Origin of the sequence: Micromonospora echinaurantiaca (assembly GCF_900090235.1) — a bacterium.
Lineage (GTDB): Bacteria > Actinomycetota > Actinomycetes > Mycobacteriales > Micromonosporaceae > Micromonospora > Micromonospora echinaurantiaca.
Map to the genome: position 1 here is coordinate 1,992,249 of NZ_LT607750.1, position 15,912 is coordinate 2,008,160.

Genomic DNA, 15,912 nt, shown 5'->3' on the forward strand with positions numbered 1-15,912 from the left:
GGATCCATGTCCAGTCCCGAACCGGAGCGCGGCACCGTCCGCCGGCTCCGTCCCCGGTACGCGGGCGCCAACATCCGCACCTGGATCGGCTTCAAGACCTTCATGTACCTGGCCGAGGAGGCCACTCTGGCCTGGTTCCGCGAGCGGGACCTCGGCCCGCAGACCCTCTACCACCGGTACGGCCTCGGACTGGAGGTCGTGGACAGCTCGGTGCAGCTGCCCGCCGTCCTGGAGGTCGACGACGAGGTGGAGGCGCGGGTCGAGCCGCGCGGGCCCGGACGGTTCGGGGTGCGGCTGCACCTGCGTCGCGACGGGCAGCCGGTCACCGTGCTGCGGGGCACCGTGACGGTGGCGCTGGTCACCGAGCGCGGCGCCCCCGCCGGGGACCCGCCGCCGGCGCTGGCCCCGCTGGTGGTGCCCGGCGTGGCCGCGGTGGCCCCGGCCGACCCGCCGCCGCCGGCCGCGGAGGCGTACCGCTTCGGGTGGCGGGCCCGCTACTTCCACTGCCACTACTCCGACCGGGTCCAGCACGGCAGCCACGTCGCCGCGCTGGAGGAGGTGGTCGACCGGTTCCTCGCCGACCGGGGCCTGTCGGTGCCCCGGCTGCTCGCCGAACGCAGCTGGATCCCGGTGGTGTCCCGGGCCCGGGTGCGGCTGCTCGCCGACGCGCACATGGACGACGAGATCGAGACCACCTTCACCGTCACCGAGATCGTCAAGGACCGCGCCTTCGACGGCCGGATGGACGCCTTCGCCACCGGGCCCGGGCGGGACCGGCCGCGGCACGTAGCGACCGCCCGCATCCTGCACGGCTACGCGGTGAGCGCCGGGTCGGCCGCCGGCACCCTGGCCGAGCTCGACGCGGAGACGGTCAAGGCCCTCACCGGGGGCGCGTCGTGAAGCGCGGACCCCGGGTGCACTTCTCCTTCCGCAGCCCGTTCAGCTGGATGGCGATCCACCGGCTGCGCCGCCGGCTGCCCGACGCCCACCAGCGGCTGGACTTCATCCCGTACTGGGACCCGGACGAGCGCACCAGCGCCGACCTGGCGGCCGCCGGGGCGGAGTTCCACTACACCCCCATGAGCAAGGCCAAGCACCTCTACATCCTGCACGACACCCGGCGGCAGGCGGCCAAGCTCGGCCTGCGGATGGTCTGGCCGGTCGACGTCGACCCGTGGTGGGAACTGCCGCACCTGGGCTACCTGCTGGCCCGGCGGCTCGGCCGCGGCGAGCAGTTCTACGACGCGGTCACCGCCGCCCGGTGGGAGCGCGGCGAGAACGTCTGCGAGCCGCCGGTGCTGCGCGCCGCGGCCGAACGGGCGGGGCTGGACGGCGACCGGATCGTGGCCGCCGCCGAGTCCGCCGAGATCCGCGCGGCCGGGGTGGACTGCCTGGTCACCGCGTACCACGACGACATCTTCGGGATCCCGTACTTCCGGGTCGGGCCGCACCGGTTCTGGGGGCTGGACCGGCTCGACGACTTCCTCACCGAACTGCTCGGCCCGGCCACCGTGCCGGTGCCCACCGGCGCGCCGGAGCGGGTGCTCGTCGACACCGACACCGCGGGCGGCTGCGGATGAGCGGCACCGCGGTCCGCGCAGCGGCGCTGTTCGACCCGGCGGACCCGGCCGTCGCCGACGACCCGTACCCCAGCTACGCCCGGCTGCGCCGAAAGGCCCCGGTGCTGCACCTGCCGGCGGCGGACGTCTGGGCGGTGAGCCGGCACGCCGACGTGGCGGTGGTGCTGCGCGACCCGGCCACGTTCTCCTCGAAGGTGGGCATGAGCCCCGACTTCGGTGGGCGCAAGGTGATCCCGGACGCCGGGGTGCGCTACCGGATCGGCGCGCCCGACGTGCGGGTGCTGATCGCCACCGACCCGCCCGAGCACCAGGTGTTCCGGCGGGCGGTGGCGCGCGCCTTCAGCCCGTCCGCGGTCGCCGCCCTGGCGCCGCGGGTCACCCGGATCGCCCGCGACCGGGTCCGCCGGCTGCTGGCGTACGACGGGCCGGTCGACTTCTTCGCCGAGGTGGCCGAGCCGGTGCCGGCGCTGGTGCTGGCCGAGATGCTCGGCGTCCCGGCGGAGATGCAGCACGAGTTCCGGCAGTGGTCGGCGGTCATCACCGCCGACCTGAGCCAGGCCGGGTCCGGCGCCGACGGCATCGGTCGCGGCATGGACATGTTCCGGTTCTTCGGGCGGCGGCTGCGGCACGGCACGCCGCACGACCCGCCCGACCTCTTCGACGCCATCGCCGCCGGGCGTCGGGCCGGCATCACCGACCAGGAGGTGCTGGCCTTCTGCGCGTTCCTGCTGGTCGCCGGGATCGAGACGACCACCAGCCTGGCCACCAACCTGCTGCACACGCTGATCGGCCAGCCCGAGCTCGCCGACCGGCTGCGTCGGCACCCCGAGCTGGTGCCGGCTGCGGTCGAGGAGGGCATCCGGTACGACACCTCGGTGCAGGCGCTGTGGCGCGGCACCACCCGCGAGGTGACGCTGCGCGGGCAGCGCATCCCGGCCGGTGCCCGGGTGCTGGTCCTCTTCGGCTCGGCCAACCGCGACGAGACGGTCTTCACCGACCCGGACACCTTCCGCCTCGACCGCCACCCCAACGACCACCTGAGCTTCGGCGGCGGGGTGCACTACTGCCTCGGCGCCCGGCTGGCCCGACTGGAGCTGACAGCGGTCTTCACCGAACTGCTCGCCGCGACCCGGGCGATCGAGGCGGCCGGCCCCGGCCGGCGTACCGGCAGCCTGGTGCTGCGCGGCTTCACCCACCAGCCGGTCCGGGTGGTGCCGCGGTGACCGGGCTGACCGACGCGGTGATCGTGGACGCCGTCCGCACCCCGATCGGGCGGCGCGACGGCGCGCTGTCCACCGTCAAGCCGGTGGCGCTGCTGCGGCACGTGCTGCTCGGGCTGATCGAGCGCACCGGCGTCGACCCGGCGGCGGTGGAGCAGGTGATCGGCGGCTGCGTCAGCCAGGTCGGTGAGCAGGGGCTCGGGGTGACCCGCAACGCCTGGCTCGCCACCGGGCTGGACCCGGGCGTCGGCTGCACCACCGTCGACGTCAGCTGCGGCTCCGCGCAGCAGGCCAACCACCTGGTCGCCGCGCTGATCGCGACCGGGGCGATCGAGGTGGGCATCGCCTGCGGCGTCGAGTCGATGAGCCGGGTGCCGGCCGGCGCCAACGCGCCCGGCGGCGTGGACGAGCACAAGCTGCCCGACTACCCGTGGGACGACCCCCCGGGCGTGCAGTTCGGCGGGGCCGAGCGGATCGCCCGGCGCGAGGGGCTGACCCGCGCCGACCTCGACGGCTACGGCGCGCTGTCCCAGCAGCGGGCCGCCCGGGCCTGGGCGCACGGGCGGTACGCCGCCGAGGTGCTGCCGCTGGGCGGCCTGGCCCGCGACGAGGGGCTGCGCCCCACCACCGTCGAGACGCTGGCCGGGCTGCGCCCGGTGATGCGCGGCGGGCTGCACACCGCCGGCAGCACCTCGCAGGTCTCCGACGGCGCCGCCGCGGTGCTGTGGATGTCCCGCCGCCGCGCCGACGAGTTGGGGCTGCGGCCCCGCGCCCGGCTGCTGCACCAGGTGGTGACCGGCGCCGACCCGTACTTCCTGCTGGACGGGCCGACCGTGGCCACCCGGCGGATCCTCGACCGGGCCCGGCTGAAGCTCACCGACCTGGACGTGGTGGAGGTCAACGAGGCGTTCGCCGCGGTGGTGCTCTCCTGGGCCCGGCACCACGGCGCCGACCTGGACCGGGTGAACGTCAACGGGGGAGCGATCGCGCTCGGGCACCCGATGGGCGCCACCGGCGCCCGGCTGCTCACCACCGCCCTGCATGAGCTGGAACGCATCGACGGGGAGCTGGCGCTGGTCACCATGTGCTGCGGCGGCAGCCAGGGCACCGCCTCGGTGCTGCAACGGATCGCGGGGTGAGCCGGTGCGGATCGGACTGCTGCTCGACCGGTTCGACTGGCCCGGTGGCCCGGCCGCGCAGGGCCCCACCCTGCGCCGGATCGCCGTCGAGGCGGAGCAGGCCGGGGTGGCCAGCATCTGGATCAACGACCACTTCCTACAGATCCCGCTCTTCGGCGAGGTCACCGACCCGATCCTGGAGTCGTGGACGGTGCTGGCCCACCTCGCCGCCGTCACCCGGCGGGTCGAGCTGGGCACCCTGACCACCGGCGGGCACCACCGCCACCCGGGGCCGCTGCTGAAGATCGTCACCACCCTGGACGTGCTCTCCGGCGGGCGGGCCTGGCTCGGCGTCGGGCCGGCCTGGAACGAACGGGAGCAGCTCGCCCTGGGCATCCCCACGTACAGCTGGCCGGAACGGTTCGCCCAGCTGGAGGAGCTGCTCCAGGTCGCGCACCGGGCCTTCGCCGGCGACCGCAGCCCGTACGCCGGTGAACACCTGCGACTGGCGGAACCGGTCTTCTCGCCCCCGCCGCTGCGCCGCCCCCCGATCCTGGTCGGCGGCGCCCACGAGCGCCGGGTCTTCCCGCTGGTCGCCCGGTACGCCGACGCCTGCAACCTGTTCGAGGCCGGCGGCCTGCCGATGCTGCGGCTCAAACTCGACCTGCTGCGCCGCCGCTGCGAGGAGATCGGACGGGACTTCGCCACCCTGCGTAGGACCTCGTTCGGCCCGCTGCACCTGACCCGCACCGGCGCCGGCGACTCGCAGACCGTCCCGGCCGCGCTGGAACGGTTCGCCACCCTGGCCGGCGAGGGCTTCGAGCTGGCCATCGTGGCGCTGGCCGACCCGCTCGACCCGGCCGCGTTCGAGTTGCTCGCCGAGCTGGTCGAGGCACTCGCTCCGGTCACCGCCACGCCCCGGTAGCCCGCCCGCGCCGGTCGCCGCCACACCCCGGTAGCCCGCCCGCGCCGGTCGCCGCCACGCCCCGTGGCCGGCCCGCCCCGGCCACCGTGCGTTGAGCCCCAGCACCTCGGCGTCGGCCATGGTGGCGTGCACCGCGTCCGGGAAGAGCGCGTCGCGGCCGGGCGGACCTGCGCGCCCGGCGGTGTCGCGACCCGAAATGCGGCTCGCGCTGGGCGGTGTCGCGACCGGGAATGCCGCTCGCAGCGGGCGGTTCGGCGGGCCGGTGGGCCGCCAGCGCCGGGCGGCCCCGGTGTGCAATCCGCGCTCCTTGTCGGTCTCCGCGGGCCGTTGGGAGACTGGCTGCGCCGTGACGGTGGGCGACGAGTCGCGTGCCATCTGCGTACACATTGGAGGTCCGATGAGCGTGACCGGTGAAGCGGCGCGGGACACCGCCCGCAGCGGCGCGGACGTCGTCAAGGCCACCGAGCTGCTGGCCCCGGAGTTCGCCGAGCGGGCCGCCGAGGGCGAACGGCTGGGCCAGCTGCCGGCGGATCTGTTCACCAAGGCGCAGGACGCCGGCCTGATCGACCTGATGCTGCCGCGCGCGCTCGGCGGGCTGGAACTGGACCCGCTCACCGTGGTCGAGGTGATCAGCACGATCTCCGCCGCCGACGGGTCGGCGGGCTTCACCATCCTCACCCTGAACGCCACCTGCTACGTCGCCTGGCTCGCCGAGGACGCGGCCCGCACCGTGCTGGCCGGCGAACCGCGGGCGGTGGCCACCGTCTTCACCCCCCGGGGCAGCGCGGTCCCGCAGGACGACGGCAGCCTGCTGGTGACCGGCCGCTGGCCGTTCAACACCGGCTGCCGCAACGCGTCCTGGTTCTGCAACGGGGTGATGGTGCTCGACGGCGACAAGCCGGCCGTCGTACCGCCCGGCCGGCCGGACTGGCGGCTGGTGTTCGCCCCCCGCGAGCAGTGCGGGATCCTCGACACCTGGGACGTCGCCGGGCTCAAGGGCACCGGCAGCAACGACACCGTGATGGAGCGGGTGCGGGTCACGCCGGAGTTCACCGCCAACCCGATCTTCGAGCCGCCCCGGCACGACGGTCCGCTGTACCGGTGGTCGTTCTTCGCCCTGATGGGGGTGCAGTTCGCCGGGTTCCCGCTGGGCATCGCCCGCCGGGCGCTGGACGAGTTCGTCGCGCTCGCGCCGAAGAAGTCCCGCGGCAGCAAGCCGCTGGCCCAGGAACAGTCGGTGCAGCTCGCCGTCGCCCGGTGCGAGGCGGACCTGCGCTCGGCGAAGGCCTTCGTCACCGACGTGATGGGCGCCGCCTGGGAGCGCACGCTGCGCGGCGACGAGATGAGCATGGACGACCGGGTGGCGGTGCGGCTGGCCACCGGCCGGGCGATTCGGGCCGGCGTCGAGGTGGTCGACACCGTCTTCCGGCTCGCCGGCGGGGGCGCCCTCTACGGCAGCTCGCCGCTGCAACGGTGCTGGCGGGACATCAACGCCGGCAGCCACCACGGCTACTTCTCCGAGTACCACGAGACGCGGGTCGGGCGGGCGCTGCTCGGGGTGCCCGTGCCGGACCCCTGGATGATGTGAAGGGCGGTGGCCGATGAGCCAGTCGGATGCCAAGGTGAGCGAGGTCGAGGACCCGGCCGCGGTGGTGCAGTCCATCGTCGACGAGATCGCCGGCAGCCCGGTCTCGCCGGAGCTGAGCTTCTTCGACCTCGGGCTGGACTCGATCCAGCTGATGGACATCTGCAACCGGATCAACGACCGGTACGGGGAGGTGATCGACCTCTTCCTGCTGTTCGAGAGCCCGACCATCAACGAGTGCGCCGACATCGTCCGGGCGCACGGCCACGGCGCCTGATGCGCCACCGCCGCCGCCCGCCGGTGACCCGATGAGCCGCGCCTGGGCCGCCCAGTGGATCTGGTGCCACGACAGCGGCATCGACAAGCTCGGCGAGTTCTCCACCGACACCCGGATCGCGGCCGGCGCGCACGACCGCCGGGTGCTCTTCCGGCGGGTGTTCGACCTGCCGGAGCCGCCGGTGACCGCCCCGCTGCGGATCACCGCGGACTCCCGGTACGTGCTCTGGGTCAACGGGCGGGAGCTGGCCCGGGGACCGGCCCGGTCGCACCCGGCGCGGCTGCCGTACGACACCGTCGACGCCGGCCCCGCCCTGGTCGGCGGCCGCAACGTGCTCTGCTGCCTGGTCCGCTTCTACGGCGAGCCGAACGCCCGGTGGATGCCAGCCGGCCCGACGTTCAGCCACGGCGCCGGCGCGCTGCTGGCCGAACTGGCGCTGCCCGACGGGCCACTGGCCACCGACCGCGCCTGGCGCTACCGGATCGCCGACGCCTGGACCCCGCACCGGCCGGAGGGCGTCGGCGGCTCGGTGCCCGAGGTGCTCGACGGCCGGCGACTCGACCCGGACTGGCTGGCCGTCGACGCCGACGAGACCGGGTGGCGCCCGGCCCGGGTGATCACCGCGCTGCACATCGGCGGCACCGCGCGGACCACCCCGCCGACCGACCCGTACGGGCCGCTGCCGCCCGGTCCCGGCCCGGCCGCGCCCGCCGTGCCGCGACCGGCGCCCCGGGCCCGGCTCCGGCTGGCCCCGCCGCCGGCCGGTGACCCCGGCCCGGCCCGCTACGTGGCCGCCGCCGACGCACAGGCCGGCCCGGTACGCGGCGAGCTGACGTTTCCGGTCGAGCTGGAGCTGACCGCCGACGTGGTCGCCGTGCTGACCGTCGACTGGGGGCAGGTGGTGGCCGGCACCCTGGACCTGCGCCTGCACGCCCCGGCCGGCACCCGGGTGGACGCCCGGATGTGCGAGGAGCTGGACGCCGACGGGCGGATCCCGGCGCACCACCACCCGCACGGGGTGCGCTACGTCGCCCGCGGCCACGCCGACCGGTTCGAGTCCGCCGACCCGGCCGGCGGCCGGTACGCGATGCTGGTGCTCACCGGCGTCGGCCGGGTACGCCTCGACCCGCCGGTGGTGCGCGAACGGCTCCGCCCCCGCCCGCCGGGCGCCTACTTCACCTGCTCCGACGAGCTGCTCGACCGGATCCACCGCACCGGGCTGCGGACCGTCGACCTGAGCGCCCAGGACGCCTACCTGGACTGCCCGACCCGGGAGCAGCGGGCCTGGGTCGGCGACTCGGTGGTGCACCAGTCGGTCGACCTGCTCACCAACCCGGACTGGGGGCTCGCCCGCTGGCACCCCCGGCTGTGCGCCAGCCCCCGCCCGGACGGCCTGCTGCCGATGGCGGTGGCCTGCGACTACGAGCACCGGGGCGACACCTACATCCCGGACTGGTCGCTGCACTGGATCCGGTCCGTGCACAACCTCTACCGCTGGACCGGCGACCGGGACCTGGTGGCGGAGCTGCTGCCGGTAGCGGAACGGGTGCTGCGCTGGTTCGCCGACTTCGCCCGCGGCGGGCTGCTGCACGACGTGACCGGCTGGGTCCTGCTGGACTGGGCCAGCGTCCAGGGCTCCGGCGCCAGCGCGGCGCTCAACGGGTTGTGGGGGCGGGCGCTGCGCGACGTCGCCGAGATGTCGTCCTGGCTGGGCGACCAGGGCCGGGCCCGGTGGGCGGCGGCCCGGCACGCCGAGCTGGCGGCCGCGTACCCGGTCTTCTGGGACCAGCGACGGGGCGCGTACCGCGACTGGTTGCGCGACGGGGTCACCGCCCCGCAGGTCTCCGACCACGCCACCGCGGCGGCCGTGGTGGGCGGCCTGGTGCCGGCGGCGCTGCGCCCGGCCGCGCTGCGTTTCCTGCTGCGGCGCGCCGACCGGGTGTGCCGGGCCTGGTCGTTCCGCACCATGCCGCTGCGGGCCGCGATGGGGCCGCCCCCGCCGGACTGGGACGTGGCGCGCGAGGTGGTCGAGGCACAGCCGTTCTTCCGGTACGTGGTGCACGACGCGGTGGCCGAACTCGGCGCCGCCGAGCGGGTGGCGGCGCTGTGCCGGGACTGGACGCGGCTGTTCGACCTGGGCGACGGCACCTGGCCCGAGACCTGGCTGGGCGGTTCGCACTGCCACGGCTGGTCGGCCACCCCCAGCCGGGACCTGCCGCTGTACACCCTGGGGGTCAGCCCCGACCTGCCCGGTTTCGCGCGGGCCCGGATCGCGCCCCGGCTGGGCGACCTGGCCTGGGCGCGCGGGGCGGTGCCCACGCCGCACGGGCTGATCGAGGTGGCGGTCACCGACCGGGTGGAGGTCACCTCGCCGGTGCCCTTCGTGCTCGACCTGGCCGGCCGGCGCGAGTCGCGCCCCGCCGGCAGCTTCAGCGCCGCCCTGGTGGGGGCGCGATGACCGGTCCCGAACCGGACCCCGGTGCGGTGCGTGACCTGCTCCGGCAGGCGTACGCGCTGGTCTGCGACCGGCTGGACGGTGACATCGCGATCAACGCCGCGCTGCTGACCACGGTGGAGGCCGCGCTCGGCCTGGCCGAGCTGCGGGCGGACCGCTGCGCCGACGCCGAGCAGCGCAGCGAACGGCTCAGCGAGGTCTACCGGTGCGCCCGGGCGGCGGCCACCACTGTCCGGTTCGCCGTGGTGGAGGCCGACGACCGCCGGCGGATCCGCGGGGTCCGGCGGCCGGAGCCGCGGCCGGCGCCACCGGCTCAGGCCGCGTCGACGACGTACGACGGTGGGAACGGGCGCCGGCCGCGGGCCCGGCAGGAGCAACCGGCGGTGGCCGGCGGGGAGGGGTGAGCAGATGCCCGGTGGCGAGCGGGTGGCGGAGCGGGTGACCTTCGACCGGTCCGACCCGGCGTTCCTGCACGACCCCTATCCGACCTGGACCCGGCTACGCGACGCGGATCCGCTGCACCTGACCGCCGGCGGCACCTACCTGGTCACCCGGTACGCGGACGTGACGGCGCTGCTGCGCGACCGCCGGTGCGGCCGGTCGGTGCCGCCCCGGCTGGTGCGCCGGGTGGCCGGCACCGGCCCCACCCTGACCTCGTTCCTGGCCAGCGTGCTCAACCTGGAGGGGGAGCGGCACGGGCGGATCCGCCGGCTGATGCTCACCCCGTTCACTCCCCGGCCGGTGGCCGGGCAGCGCGAGCGGATCGGCGCGCTGGTCGACGGCCTGCTCGACCGGGCCGGGGACCGCTTCGACCTGATCGAGGCGGTCGCTGCCGACCTGCCCATCCTGCTCGTCTCCGACGTGCTCGGCCTGCCGCACACCGACGCCGCCGAGCTGAAGCGGGGGATCGCCGCGCTGATCGACGCGTCCGCGGTCTTCCCGCCGCCGGAGGCGCTGGCCCGCAGCGACGAGGCCAACGCCTTCTTCGCCGACTACTTCGCCCGGATGGTGCGTCGGCCGGCGGCGGACGGCCTGCTGGCCGGGATGGCGGCGGCCTGGCGGGCCGGCCGGATCACCGCCGAGGAACTCTCCGCCAATGCCACCCTGCTGCTCTTCGCCGGCAACGAGACCACCACCAACAGCATCGGCAACGGGGTGCTGGCGCTGCTGTCCCGTCCTGAGCTGCTCGACCGGCTGCGCCGTACGCCGGAGCTGGTGCCGACCGTGGTCGACGAGCTGCTGCGCTACGACAGCCCGGTGCAGACCACCATCCGCTGGACCGAGGCGCCGATCGACCTGCCGTCCGGCCGGTTGCCGGCGCGCCGCTTCGTGGAGGTGTCGCTGGCCGCCGCCAACCGCGATCCCCGGGCGTTCGACCGGGCCGACGAGGTGGTGCCCGACCGGCAGCCGAACCCGCACCTGGCCTTCGGTCACGGCATGCACCTGTGCCTGGGCCTGCACCTCGCCCGGCTCGCCGGCGAGCTGGTGCTGCGCCGGCTGCTGGCCCGCTACGCCACGGTGGAGCTGGACGGGGAGCCGGTGCGCGCCGCGTCGCTGTGGAACCGCGGCCTGCACCGCCTGCCGCTGCGGGTGAGCTGAGCGGGGTTCAGCCGAGGTGGACCGGGAGGCTGGTCAGGCCGCGCAGCGTGAAGCAGGGCACCCGGCGGCGCGCTGGCCCGGCGACGCTCATCCCGGGATACCGGCGGACCAGCGCGGCCAGCGCGGCGCCGACCTCGATCCGGGCCAGGGTGCCGCCGAGGCAGGAGTGCATGCCCCGGCCCAGCCCCAGGTTGCGCGGCGCCTCCGGGCGGCGCAGGTCGAGCCGGTCCGGGTCGGCGAAGACCCGCTCGTCGCGGTTGGCCGAGCCGAGCAGCAGCATCACCTGGCGGTGGGCCGGGATGTCCACCCCGTCGACGTGGTAGACCCCGGTGGTGACCCGGGTGGAGGTCTGCACCGGGCTGTCGTAGCGCAGCAGTTCCTCGACCGCGTTGGGCATCAGCTCCGGTGAGCGGCGCAGCAGGTCGAGCTGGTCCGGGTGCTCCAGCAGGGCGAGCATCCCGTTGGCGATCAGGCTGACCGTGTTGTGGTGCCCGACGATCAGCAGGAAGACCCCGTTGACCAGCAGCTCGGCCAGGGACATGGTGCGGTCGTCGCGGCTGGCCGCCAGCCAGCGGCCGAGCAGGTTGCCACCGGGCACGGTGTCGCGGCGGCGCACCAGCCGGGCGAAGTAGGCGCCGGCCTCCCGGGTCGCCTCCGCGGCCTGCTCGCGCTGGGCGTCGGTGAGCACCGCGTCCGGGTCGGAGGCCACGCCGAACTCGTGCGACCAGCGGCGCAGCAGTGGCTGGTCCTCGCGCGGGATGCCGAACAGCCGGCCGATGATGGCGACCGGGATCGGGTACGCCACGTCGTCCACCAGGTCGATGTCGGTCCGTCCCCGCGCCTCCAGCTCGTCGAGGACCTCCTCCACCGTCTCGGTGATCACCGGGCGGAGCGCGTCCACGGCGGCCGGGTGGAACTCCGGGGTGATGGCCGAGCGGATCCGCCGGTGGTCCGGCGGATCCAGCGCGTTGAGCGGCAGCGGGAACCGGTTGTCCACGCCGCGCGCCCGAAAGTAGCGGTCGTAGTGCTCCAGCCGGGCGAAGTCGCAGCTGAGCGCGGGGTCCTTGAGGCCGCGCACCACGTCGGTGTACCGGGGGACCACCCAGATGTCCGAGCCGGCGTGCAGCGCCGGCGCGGTCTCGCGCAGCCGCCGCAGGAACGGGTACGGGTCGGCGACGTACTCGGGGGTGCCGACCACCGACAGGAAGTCCTCGGCGGCGGTGACGGCCGGGCCGTGGTGGTGCCGGGCGGCCATCGGTCAGCCGACGCTGACGGGAAGCTTCGAGTAGCCCCGCTGGGCGGGCCGGTCGAGCCGGGTGGGTTCCTCCGCCACGGCCAGGTCGGGCAGCCGGCGCAGCAGCTGGGGGAAGGCGATCCGGCCCTGCAACCGGCCCAGCGCCTGGCCCAGGCAGATGTGCGCGCCGGCGCCGAAGGTCAGCGGGTGGTTGTTCGGCCGGTCCGGGTCGAACCGGTCCGGGTCGGGGAAGCGGTTCGGGTCCCGGTTCGCCGCGCCGAGCATCATCTGCACGTGCTGGTTGGCCTTCACGTTCACCCCGGCGACGGTGATGTCCTCGGCCGCCCAGCGCAGCGTCCACTGGATCGGCGACTCCATCCGCAGGATCTCGTCGACGAAGCCGGGCGCCAGGGACGGGTCCTCGCGCAGCCGCCGGGCCTGCTCGGGGCGCTCCAGCAGGAGGACCAGCCCGCTGCCGAGCATGTTCGCCACCGTCTCCCAGCCGGCCATCAGCAGCAGCACCAGGTTGGCGATCAGCTCGTCGTGGTCGAGCCCTTCGACGGCGGTGTCGTTCGCCTCCAGCAGGGCGGTGAGGAAGTCGTCGCGCGGCTCGGCGCGCCGCTCGGCCACCAGCCGGTCGAAGTAGCGGGACAGCTCGGCGGTGGCGTGGTCGGCGCTGAACAGCGCCTCGCCGAACTGCATGTTCTGCACCTTCACCAGCTCGTCCCAGTGCGGGCGCAGCCACTCGCCGTCGGCGTCGGGCACCCCCATCAGGTCGCAGAAGATGCCCAGCGGCAGCGGGTAGGCGAAGGTCTCCATGAACTCGACCGACCCGCCCCGGCTCTCCAGCAGGGTGTCGATGAGCCGGTCCACCCGCTGCTCGATCTTCTCCTGCATGGCGGCCACCCGGCGGGCGGTGAACGCGGCCCCGAAGACCCGGCGGACCCGGGTGTGGTCCGGCGGGTTCACCGAGTGCAGCGAGTTCGCCATCATCCGCATCGACGGGTGCTCGCGCCAGTTGCGGACGTACCGGTCCAGCGACACGGTGCCGTCGAGCAGCAGCCGGGAGTCGCGCATCATCGCGTCGACGTGGTCGTACCCGACGATGATGTGGACCCGTCGGCCGAAGGGGATCACCGGTCCGTGGGCGTGCATCGCCGCGTACGCCGCGTACGGCTCGGCGCGGCCCTCCGGACTGTTCAGCACCTTCAGCGCGCTCGCGATGTCCACGTCCTCCACCTCCGCACTCGGGGCATCCGGGTTGCAAGGTAGACCGAAGGCCGGGACGCGTTCGACTGTGCAACCTCGCCACTTGGACCCCGCCGGGCGCCGGCCGACCCGGCCCGCGGCGGCGGTCAGCTGCCCCGGGAGAACGCCGCCGGTCGGCTGAGCTGGTGCAGCAGCATCTGCTGCTGACCGGCGGCGATCAGCTGGCCGTCGTCCGACCAGACGGCGGCCGTACCGCCGACGAAGCCGTGCGCCGCGGCGGCGCCCCGAGCGTCGACCAGCAGCCACTCCGCGTCCCCGGCGTCGCGGTGGAAGGTCACCGCCAGGTGCGTGGTGAGCGCCAGGGTGCGGTCCCGGTCCGGCATCAGCATCCGGATCGCGGGCCACTGGAGACTGTCCACCAGGATCAGCGCCCGGCAGGCGTCCAGCCACGGTTCGTCGAACGCGGGCACCGGCCGGAACCGGGCCCAGGTGAGCTCGGGCGTCGGGCCGGGCACCACCCGCAGGGTGACGCTGTCGTGCCAGCGCGGCACCCACGCGCCGGCGGCGGCCAGTCGGTCCTTCAGGTCGGGCAGCCGGTCCGGGCCGGGCGCCGCCGGCATCTCGTGCCAGGCCACGGCGGGCCCCTCCGGATGCTCCGGGGTGGCCCACACCTGCGCCTCCAGCAGCTGGTCGCCGCCTTGGAACATGGCCACCCGCAGCGCGGTCGCCCGTTCGGTGACCCGCAGCACGGTGCCGGTCAGCTCCACCCGGCCGAACCGGGCGGGGGCCAGGAACTGGCAGGACATGCTCGCCGGCCGGTACCGATCGGCCAGCCGCTGGCCGGCTCGCAGCGCAACCGCCGCCAGGTACCCGCCGTTGGGCCCTACGAGCTGCCAGTCGGCGGAGAGCGTCGCGGCGAACCGGCCCGGCGCGACGGACTGCACCTCGGTGTCGGACGCGAGATCGCCCACGATGTTCACCTCCGTGTCCGGTTGCTCACGCTAATGTGACTGTTCCATCGAGCGGAATCGAGGACGGCATGGACCGACAGCCGGTGCGGTACGTGGGTGTCAGCCCCTACCTGTACTACGAGGACGCGGCCGCGGCGTTGGACTGGCTCGCGCGCACCTTCGGCTTCGAGGAGCAGGTGCGCTGGGTCGACCCCGACGGCGTGGTCCAAGAGGCCGAGATCCGGGCGGGTGACACCGTCTTCCAGGTGTGCGGGTGCCCCGGGTTCTGGGCCGAGCGGGGGGTGGCCGGGCCGCTGGGCCAGGAGAACATCCTCTACGTCGACGACGTGGACGCCCACTGGGCCAACACCCGGGCGGCCGGCGCCGACCCGCAGGACCCGGAGGACAAGCCGTACGGGGTGCGCGCCTACGGCCTCAAGGACCCGGGCGGGCACTCCTGGGTGTTCTGGCAGCGGTTGACCGACACCGTCGAGCTGCAGCCGGGGTGGCGGGAGATCCGCGGCGGCCAGGTCACCCGGGAGGCCGTGGCGACATGACCCCGGGGGGCGGGGCGCGCGCCCAGGCGCAGGCCCTCGGCGGGCGGCTGTTCCAGGCGAGCCTCGCGGCCGCCGAGCTGATGACCGTCTACCTGGGCGTCCGGCTGGGCCTCTACGAGGCGCTGGCGAAGGGGCCGGCCACCGCCGCCGAGTTCGCCGACCGGGCCGGCATCGCTCCCCGGTACGCCACCGAGTGGCTGGAGCAGCAGGCGGCGGCGGGGATCGTGACGGTCGACGACGTCACGGTCCCCGCCGACCGGCGCCGGTACACCCTGCCGGAGGGGCACCGGATGGCGCTCACCGACACCGGCGGGCCGTGGGCGGTCGCCCCGCTCAGCGTGCTGCCGGTCGGCGGCATCGCCCCCGCGCTGCCCCGGCTGGCCGAGGCGATGCGGGCCGGCACCGGGGTGCCTCCGGACGCGTACGGCGAGGCGCTGCGGGCGGCGCAGGCCGGGATGAACCGGTCGGTCTTCACCGACCTGCTGCCCGGCTGGCTGCGGGGTGCCCTGCCCGACGTCCACCAGGCGCTGCGCCGCCCCGGCGCGGCGATCGCTGACGTGGGCTGCGGCACCGGCACCTCCACGCTGGTGCTGGCCCGCACCTACCCGCTGGCCCGGGTGCACGGCTTCGACCGGGACGCCGACGCGCTGGCGGCCGCCCGGGCCGCGGTACCGGCGGCCGCCGCCGATCGGGTCCGGTTCACCGCCGTCGACCTCGCCGCCTCCGCCGTCGACCCCGCCGAGCACGCCGATCCCGCCGGGGCCGCAGGGTTCGACCTGGTCTGCGTCCTCGACGCGCTGCACGACATGGCGCGCCCGGTGGAGGTGCTCGCCGCCTGCCGGGCCATGCTGAAACCGACCGGCGCCGTGCTGCTGATGGAACCCCGGGCGGCCGAGCGGTTCACCGCGCCCGCCGACGAGACGGAACGCTTCATCTACACCGTCAGCCTGCTGCACTGCCTGCCGCAGAGCCTGGTGGACGAGGGTTCGGTGGGCACCGGCGCGGTGCTGCGCCCCGAGACGGTCCGCCGGCACGCCACCGCGGCCGGCTTCGCCCGCGCCACTGTGCTCGACGTCGCACACCGGTTCCACCGGCTCTACCGACTCGACCTCCACTGAGGACGGTCAACTGCGCGCTGCTCGCAGTTGTGCCCCCGCGTCGATCCCAGCATGGTGCTCAGGGAGAAGTGTCGTCGGCCAATGG

15 protein-coding genes are annotated in these 15,912 nt (G+C 75.1%); 12 read left to right on the forward strand and 3 right to left on the reverse strand.

Features of this window, described 5'->3' with window-relative positions:
* Positions 1-6: 6 nt before the first annotated feature.
* The 10 genes from GA0070609_RS09055 to GA0070609_RS09100 all read left to right on the forward strand — a co-directional run bounded on the left by GA0070609_RS09055 (position 7) and on the right by GA0070609_RS09100 (position 10,759).
* A complete protein-coding gene (locus tag GA0070609_RS09055; protein ID WP_088993398.1) occupies positions 7-900 on the forward strand; it encodes a hotdog family protein in 894 nt (297 codons plus the stop codon).
* Positions 897-1,580 (forward strand): 2-hydroxychromene-2-carboxylate isomerase, encoded by a 684-nt coding sequence (locus GA0070609_RS09060; RefSeq protein WP_088993399.1) that lies wholly within the window; start codon positions 897-899, stop codon positions 1,578-1,580. Before GA0070609_RS09055 ends, GA0070609_RS09060 begins: the two co-directional genes overlap by 4 nt.
* The gene (locus tag GA0070609_RS09065) at positions 1,577-2,803 is read left to right on the forward strand and encodes a cytochrome P450 (protein ID WP_088993400.1); all 1,227 of its coding nucleotides are present in this window, start codon (positions 1,577-1,579) and stop codon (positions 2,801-2,803) included. The genes GA0070609_RS09060 and GA0070609_RS09065 overlap by 4 nt, the downstream gene beginning before the upstream one ends.
* Before the next feature lie 5 nt (positions 2,804-2,808).
* Positions 2,809-3,939 (forward strand): steroid 3-ketoacyl-CoA thiolase, encoded by a 1,131-nt coding sequence (locus tag GA0070609_RS09070; protein WP_088997598.1) that lies wholly within the window; start codon positions 2,809-2,811, stop codon positions 3,937-3,939.
* A gap of 4 nt (positions 3,940-3,943) precedes the next feature.
* Positions 3,944-4,843 (forward strand): LLM class flavin-dependent oxidoreductase, encoded by a 900-nt coding sequence (locus tag GA0070609_RS09075; RefSeq protein WP_157748090.1) that lies wholly within the window; start codon positions 3,944-3,946, stop codon positions 4,841-4,843.
* Positions 4,844-5,240: 397 nt separating this feature from the next.
* Positions 5,241-6,431, forward strand: coding sequence for an acyl-CoA dehydrogenase family protein (locus GA0070609_RS09080; RefSeq protein ID WP_172899315.1), 1,191 nt, complete (start codon positions 5,241-5,243; stop codon positions 6,429-6,431).
* Positions 6,432-6,465: 34 nt separating this feature from the next.
* Complete coding sequence (locus tag GA0070609_RS09085; protein ID WP_157748092.1) at positions 6,466-6,705, forward strand: acyl carrier protein; 240 nt, start codon at positions 6,466-6,468, stop codon at positions 6,703-6,705.
* A 31-nt stretch (positions 6,706-6,736) separates the two neighbouring features.
* The gene (locus tag GA0070609_RS09090; protein WP_088993404.1) at positions 6,737-9,163 is read left to right on the forward strand and encodes an alpha-L-rhamnosidase-related protein; all 2,427 of its coding nucleotides are present in this window, start codon (positions 6,737-6,739) and stop codon (positions 9,161-9,163) included.
* The gene (locus GA0070609_RS09095; protein WP_088993405.1) at positions 9,160-9,564 is read left to right on the forward strand and encodes a hypothetical protein; all 405 of its coding nucleotides are present in this window, start codon (positions 9,160-9,162) and stop codon (positions 9,562-9,564) included. Before GA0070609_RS09090 ends, GA0070609_RS09095 begins: the two co-directional genes overlap by 4 nt.
* A 4-nt stretch (positions 9,565-9,568) precedes the next feature.
* A complete protein-coding gene (locus GA0070609_RS09100) occupies positions 9,569-10,759 on the forward strand; it encodes a cytochrome P450 (protein ID WP_088993406.1) in 1,191 nt (396 codons plus the stop codon).
* 7 nt (positions 10,760-10,766) lie between these two features.
* Here GA0070609_RS09100 and GA0070609_RS09105 read toward each other — a convergent pair whose 3' ends face one another.
* From GA0070609_RS09105 to GA0070609_RS09115, 3 genes are all read right to left on the reverse strand, one after another.
* Positions 10,767-12,014 (reverse strand): cytochrome P450, encoded by a 1,248-nt coding sequence (locus GA0070609_RS09105; protein ID WP_088993407.1) that lies wholly within the window; start codon positions 12,012-12,014, stop codon positions 10,767-10,769.
* Between the two features lie 3 nt (positions 12,015-12,017).
* Positions 12,018-13,223, reverse strand: a complete 1,206-nt coding sequence (locus tag GA0070609_RS09110; protein ID WP_157748093.1) for a cytochrome P450 — start codon at positions 13,221-13,223, stop codon at positions 12,018-12,020.
* A gap of 125 nt (positions 13,224-13,348) precedes the next feature.
* Positions 13,349-14,173 (reverse strand): thioesterase family protein, encoded by an 825-nt coding sequence (locus GA0070609_RS09115; protein WP_157748094.1) that lies wholly within the window; start codon positions 14,171-14,173, stop codon positions 13,349-13,351.
* Between the two features lie 68 nt (positions 14,174-14,241).
* On the opposite strand from GA0070609_RS09115, the gene GA0070609_RS09120 reads away from it, so the two are divergent.
* A complete protein-coding gene (locus tag GA0070609_RS09120) occupies positions 14,242-14,709 on the forward strand; it encodes a VOC family protein (RefSeq protein WP_088993410.1) in 468 nt (155 codons plus the stop codon).
* A complete protein-coding gene (locus GA0070609_RS09125) occupies positions 14,706-15,827 on the forward strand; it encodes a class I SAM-dependent methyltransferase (RefSeq protein WP_088993411.1) in 1,122 nt (373 codons plus the stop codon). Before GA0070609_RS09120 ends, GA0070609_RS09125 begins: the two co-directional genes overlap by 4 nt.
* Positions 15,828-15,912 lie beyond the last annotated feature (85 nt).

Bases quoted from the DNA above. Each gene is read 5' to 3' on its own strand.
- GA0070609_RS09055 (WP_088993398.1), top strand. From the start codon at position 7: ATGTCCAGTCCCGAACCGGAGCGCGGCACCGTCCGCCGGCTCCGTCCC.
- GA0070609_RS09120 (WP_088993410.1), top strand. From the start codon at position 14,242: ATGGACCGACAGCCGGTGCGGTACGTGGGTGTCAGCCCCTACCTGTAC.
- GA0070609_RS09095 (WP_088993405.1), top strand. From the start codon at position 9,160: ATGACCGGTCCCGAACCGGACCCCGGTGCGGTGCGTGACCTGCTCCGG.
- GA0070609_RS09065 (WP_088993400.1), top strand. From the start codon at position 1,577: ATGAGCGGCACCGCGGTCCGCGCAGCGGCGCTGTTCGACCCGGCGGAC.
- GA0070609_RS09125 (WP_088993411.1), top strand. From the start codon at position 14,706: ATGACCCCGGGGGGCGGGGCGCGCGCCCAGGCGCAGGCCCTCGGCGGG.
- GA0070609_RS09100 (WP_088993406.1), top strand. From the start codon at position 9,569: ATGCCCGGTGGCGAGCGGGTGGCGGAGCGGGTGACCTTCGACCGGTCC.
- GA0070609_RS09090 (WP_088993404.1), top strand. From the start codon at position 6,737: ATGAGCCGCGCCTGGGCCGCCCAGTGGATCTGGTGCCACGACAGCGGC.
- GA0070609_RS09080 (WP_172899315.1), top strand. From the start codon at position 5,241: ATGAGCGTGACCGGTGAAGCGGCGCGGGACACCGCCCGCAGCGGCGCG.
- GA0070609_RS09105 (WP_088993407.1), bottom strand. From the start codon at position 12,014: ATGGCCGCCCGGCACCACCACGGCCCGGCCGTCACCGCCGCCGAGGAC.